Below are 5,609 nucleotides of genomic sequence, written 5' to 3' on the forward strand. Positions count from 1 at the left end.
GTCAACATTGATAGGTTTTATACCGACTTTGTAAGCTTCTTCTAGGGCTAATGTTAGATGTTGTTCTACCTGAAGAGGCGTACTGAGATGTTCAGCTAGATATTCCACTGCTTGGTCTTCAATAACGTCTTTTGGTTTCACATTGTCATTGGTGCATTTATCCAGGAGCCAGTAAATATAATCGCGTAAAATACCCTGCGAGGCATCGAGAGACATGGTAACCGTGCGGTAGCCAACTTCTTCCATTGTGGGAGATTTCAGGTCATTTTTAAGTTTAGGGTGGCCCGCCAATACAATAGATAACTTGCCGCCGCCCTCATGAATGACTTCCATTAGGCGTTTAAGGCCTGTCAGTGTGCGATGGTGCAGGTCATGGGCTTCATCACAAAACAACACAACAGGCTTTTTACTCTTCTTGATGAGCTCCTGCAAATCTCGCTCGCGCTTTTCGCCAAGCTTTGGTACCCGATAGCCATTATCACCTGAAACATCGTAAAACAGCGCTGTGATCAAAGTGGTTAAATTTGTCTTGGATTTTTCCACTGAGAGTGACTTTGCAACTATCACATTTTTTTCAGCAGCTAATTGTTTTTGTATTTTTTCTAGGTAGGTAGTTTTGCCAATACCGACAACACCAGTCAGTGCGATGAGCTGGCCTTCAGGTATGATCTTTTTGAGTTGTCTGAATAACCTTTTGGCCGTGTCAGTTTCAAAGAAGTCTGCATCACGAAAATACTTCTTTATACCAAAGTGTTCCATGACTTCAATTTGCATGTTCTCCACTCCTATTATGGAAATATTCTTTTATTCGTTTCATGACAGCCTCTTTATCTAAAGACTCAGACAAAATAGCATCAATCATATCTCTGTCGCCTTGCGCAAGTATTGTCAAGGGTTTACCTAAATAGTTGGATATGGCAAGCTTGGCTTTCAGTATGTTTTCAAACCGCTTTTCGTTAAACGGGTCTGGATTATCAAATTCTCGCGTTGGTACTGGCTCAACTACGTTCTTCATTGACAAAATAACTTGGTGATTCTCATCGTTTTCAGAGTCCGGTAATTTAAGTGACTTTGCTAGCGTTTCGAGTTTTCCAAGCCGCTTTTCTGTTTTGGTTTGTTTAAACTTACGATATCTATACAAGGGAATTGGACCACTGATCGGAAAATAAGCACCATATCGTTGTCCATCATGTTCAACATACAATTCGTCGTCAAACAGGCCCCACCAAAGTACGACTTGTTCACCTGCGAGGTCGGGATCTACCTCATATACACTACCGTCAACGGGAATTCTGGCATCAATACCTACTTTCCTTTTTTCAGGTTCGCGTGCGAAGGATGAAAAACGCTCCCAGCTGCACATTTGTTTAACAGCACCGTCGATATTCTGCAGCCAGTCCTCCATCCGAGAATGTGGCTCTGCTCGATGTTGATGGTCGTTATATTTCTTCAGGTAATCGCTCAACATCTGATTAGCTTCGACTTCGTTCTTTGGCTCTCGCAAGTGGTAAAGGACCTCGTGGCATTCTTTTACTGTGCGAAAGGCTCTTTCTACTTTACCTTTTGATCTAGCAGTTTTACGCCGTTTGTCCTTGCTATCTGGCATATGTACCTTCACATCAATGCCTAAATACTTCATCACAGACTGAAACACCCGACTTCGTGCAATTGGCCCGTTGTCCATGTAAATCATGTGTGGGATGCCTTGGAAGGGCACATCTGGGTCAGACTTGGGTGACATGGCATTAAAAAGGAAGCGCAGCGCATTACCAGCATCTTCACCGTGTACATTTCGGTATTCCTGATAGCAAACGCCGCTTCTATCATCAACGACAGAGTAAAGCATTAAAATCGGCAGACCTTTAGATTCGTCATACCAAAGCGGTTCGTCCACACTTTTTAAGTCAGAAGGGCTTAAATCAAATTGCCAACACTCGTTGCTGTGTCTAGCCTGAAACCTGACTGCCGGCGTGTTTTTAATAAGGTTGTGTTTGTCTAACCCAAATTGTGCTAGATACCTGTTTATTGTTGTTTTGCTGAGCTTACCTTTTTCTAGCTTGATAAAACCGTATTCTGATTCAACACCCGTACTTTCCAACAGATCAATAGCAACATTCGTTGAGATATGCCGTCCATTCTTGTTGGTGGTGCGAATTTTTAACGCGGCAATAATCTCGCAATACTTCTCCATCTCAGATATAGGAATGACTCTCGATTTGCCTGAATCCGTGCGCTTTAGTGGTTTGGGCTTGTTTACAGAACGTAGTTGTCGATAAAGAGTGCTTTCGGAAACACCATATAAATCACATGCTGATTTAACAATGTTTTTGCGTTCATCGGAGCGCGCAGGGAATAGCTCCATCCGTGAAGACAGATCTAAAAGTACCTCTGGCGCAATCCGTTTGGCTTTCATGGCACAGTTACAGAACCTCTTCTTCAAGTTTTGCCTTGCGGCGTTTGCTAACTTTGGAAATAGTGTGCCTAGAGCAACCTATCGTCCTTTCAATGAAGTTATAACTACGTCCATCATTGAGAAGTTGTAATATCCTGCTATGCAAGTCTTTGTCTTCGCGACGGCCTTTATACTTCCCCTCTATTTTGGCCTTGGCGACCCCCTGCGCTTGCATCCTTCGTCGCTCTTCGTAATTTTTTCTGGCAAAGGCAGCAAGGAAATCAAGCATCATTGAGTTAATTGAAGAGAGAATGCGTTCAGTGAATTCATCGGCGTTGCGCATCAATGCGAAACTGGACGGCAAATCAAGTGAAACAATACGAATATTCTTATCGTTAATCAGCCGCTTCAACTTTTCCCAATCTTCACTTTTGAGTCGGCTTAGCCTGTCTATTTGCTCAACTAATAAAACGTCACCAGGCATGGCGATATCCAGTAACCTAAAAAGTTCAGGCCGATGTAATTTTGCGCCGGATTCATTTTCAATAAACCAGTGAGCAACGCCGAACCCTAATTGTTCGGTAAATTTTTCTAATTCAGCTTTAGCTCTGGTTGCATCTTGCTCTTCGGTTGATGCTCTCAGGTACCCATAAACTCGAAACATAGATTTCAGTGCGTTTTACAATGGTGTCTTAATGTGAGTGCATTATAGGTTTATTTTTTGAATTAATGCACTAAATAATTACAAGTGCGTTAAGGGTATACTTTAATTGCACCAGATATTTTTGATTCCTCAGCAGTTTCCAAATAAATAATGGTATGCAAGTAGCCCCAAGCCAATGGGATACTACTACCTGGTGAGCATGTCTTTGTTAATTCAAGTAGATGAGGAAGTCATAAAGGAGTTTTTAATACAGTGGCAACAAGCAGTCGAACCTGATTAGCATCAGTAATGAGATTAAATCCTCAGTAAATACGAGCAGAATCGGAAGAATACAGTGGGTTCTTAGGGTCCGAAACCTCAACTAAAATCGAGCAAAAAAATGACCTCTGCTGAAAGAAGGGTTCTAGCGGATAATATCAAAAATATACGGTACTTAAGAAGCATGAACTGACCTCAATGTCACCCATACGAGCCAATATACTGGACTAATGAAAGGTGTTTCTCAATATTGAGAGCGCAATGAAGAAACTCTTGCGCTAGATGTGTCTTCTGCGCTCCCAAAGTACGGTTTACTTAGCTTAGGCAGCCATCTTACGGCATTCATCAGCACAAGATTTGCAAGCACGAGCACATTCTTGACAATGATCCGGTTCGTGTTTAGCACAAAGCTCACCGCAAGCTTCACATATGTCAGCACAGAGACGGCAGATTTGCTTGGCATGCTCACTTCCTCTCGCCATTGCTGCCGCAGCTAGCCGACAGATATCAGCACAGTCTAAGTCTGCACGTATGCAATCTGCCATTTTCGCAGGATCAGGCTCCTGCAAACAGGCAGTTGAACAATGGTCGCAGGCAGTTGCACATTTGTAGCAAGCTTCAATACAACTAGTAAATTTATTATGAGACATAAATTATTTCCTCTTGTTTATGGTTTATACACCTAACTTCGGAACTTTGTAGGCAAGCAGCATTTATGCCAGTCGCTTGTTATCGTGCGTATGAAATTCTAATACTCCCCTCGCACCAAGCTGCCGGCAGCTTAAATTGAAGCATCTCTGCGCTCTTAGGATCTGGAGGTACTTAAAAGATTTGTAATAATTCCTTATTATCCTGAATTAATTACAAAGAAAATATAGGAGAGTGAAAGCAGACTTTATCTTCCTCAGCAATATCGTGAACTATCACGTCCTAACGCGGTGCTTGGGATAGCGGGTTGCGCTTTGTGCGGACAGAGTAAATAGCTTCCTGCTCAGTGTTAGGTTCAGCGGCTATCTCTTCTGTTTCATTAAACAGCTCCCCCAGCCCTGGTTACATTGGCTTTGTTGCTTTTCCCATCCTGCTTCTGCTGCACCAGGCGAAACTGTTCCTCCAAAAATTGCGGTTCTCCAGTTGCTCAAAACTGTTCCTCAAGTTCAGCGATGCAGCAATTGCTTCGTTAATTGCACTAAATACCAAATGTGATTAGAAATCTTACCAGATTCAGTAATACACAAAGGTTTCAGCCCATAGTCAGCCTGCTCCGCAAAACTAGCCGCAAACTAGGGAAACTGCGAATAAGTCCCGCAGTTTAACGCTTAGTTAAGCCGCAGCATCACCTGCCTAATTTTTAAACTCTAATTTTGCAATTTAGGCCAATATGCCGTTGTTTTAGGCAGGATTTTGGCCTTATTCCGGGCTATTCCCGGATTTTAGACAGATCTTGGCTGTCGTCGTAACATCTGGTCTACTTTAAACAGGTTCGCCAAGGTGAATAGCATGGCTAACTGTGAGTCATTTTTTATCAATCCCTTATAGCGAGCTTTGATAAAACCAAATTGGCATTTGATGATGCGAAACGGGTGTTCCACCTTCGCCCGAATGCTGGCTTTTAAATATTCGATGTTGATGGCAGTTTTGTTTTTGCGGGGATGCTTTTTCAGTGCCCGAACTTTTCCGGGACGCTCAGCAATCAACTATTCCACATCCTTTTCTTTAAGTTCTTCACGCTTCTCTGCGCCTTGATATCCAGCATCGCCAGAGATGAATTCCTCATCGCCATGCAACAGGTTCTTCATCTGATTCAGGTCATGTTCGTTGGCGGCGGTGGTCACCAGCGTATGAGTCAGACCGCTCTTGGCATCCACACCGATATGGGCTTTCATACCGAAGTGCCACTCATTACCTTTCTTGGTCTGATGCATATCCGGGTCACGTTCATTCTTTTTGTTTTTAGTGGAGCTGGGGGCTTCAATAATCGTGGCATCCACCAGTGTGCCCTGCGTCATCATCACACCGCAGTCAGACAGCCATTGATTGACCGTTTTGAATAATTGGCGAGTCAGCTTGTGTTTTTCCAGCAAGTGCCGGAAGTTCATAATGGTTGTGCGGTCAGGAATGGCTTTATCCAGTGATAGTTGCGCAAATTGACGCATCGAAGCAATTTCATATAACGCATCTTCCATCGCTTCATCACCGAGGCTATACCATTGCTGCATACAATGAATGCGAAACATGGTCTCAAGCGCATACGGACGTCTGCCATTGCCTGCTTTAGGATAAAAGGGTTCAATCACT

Annotated in this window: 4 protein-coding genes and 1 pseudogene; all 5 read right to left on the bottom strand. The window is 43.2% G+C overall.

Features of this window, described 5'->3' with window-relative positions; genetic code table 11:
* Nucleotides 1–774, bottom strand: a 774-nt coding sequence (locus BIZ39_RS20095; RefSeq protein WP_187447866.1) for an ExeA family protein, incomplete at its 3' end; no start/stop codon positions are given.
* The gene (locus BIZ39_RS20100) at nt 764–2,398 is read right to left on the bottom strand and encodes a DDE-type integrase/transposase/recombinase (protein WP_155661561.1); all 1,635 of its coding nucleotides are present in this window, start codon (nt 2,396–2,398) and stop codon (nt 764–766) included. The genes BIZ39_RS20100 and BIZ39_RS20095, both read right to left, overlap by 11 nt.
* 22 nt (nt 2,399–2,420) lie before the next feature.
* Complete coding sequence (locus BIZ39_RS20105; RefSeq protein ID WP_004587123.1) at nt 2,421–3,056, bottom strand: recombinase family protein; 636 nt, start codon at nt 3,054–3,056, stop codon at nt 2,421–2,423.
* A 578-nt stretch (nt 3,057–3,634) separates the two neighbouring features.
* Nucleotides 3,635–3,964 carry a four-helix bundle copper-binding protein gene (locus BIZ39_RS22565; RefSeq protein ID WP_004587124.1) on the bottom strand — a complete coding sequence of 110 codons (330 nt, stop codon included), beginning with the start codon at nt 3,962–3,964 and terminating at the stop codon, nt 3,635–3,637.
* Nucleotides 3,965–4,744: 780 nt separating this feature from the next.
* Nucleotides 4,745–5,609, bottom strand: a pseudogene (locus tag BIZ39_RS20115) (IS5 family transposase); the annotation flags it as partial.

The sequence above is a fragment of the Alteromonas sp. BZK5 genome, from assembly GCF_014349115.1.
GTDB classification, from domain to species: domain Bacteria; phylum Pseudomonadota; class Gammaproteobacteria; order Enterobacterales; family Alteromonadaceae; genus Alteromonas; species Alteromonas macleodii.

Bases quoted from the DNA above. Each gene is read 5' to 3' on its own strand.
- BIZ39_RS22565 (WP_004587124.1), bottom strand. From the start codon at position 3,964: ATGTCTCATAATAAATTTACTAGTTGTATTGAAGCTTGCTACAAATGT.
- BIZ39_RS20105 (WP_004587123.1), bottom strand. From the start codon at position 3,056: ATGTTTCGAGTTTATGGGTACCTGAGAGCATCAACCGAAGAGCAAGAT.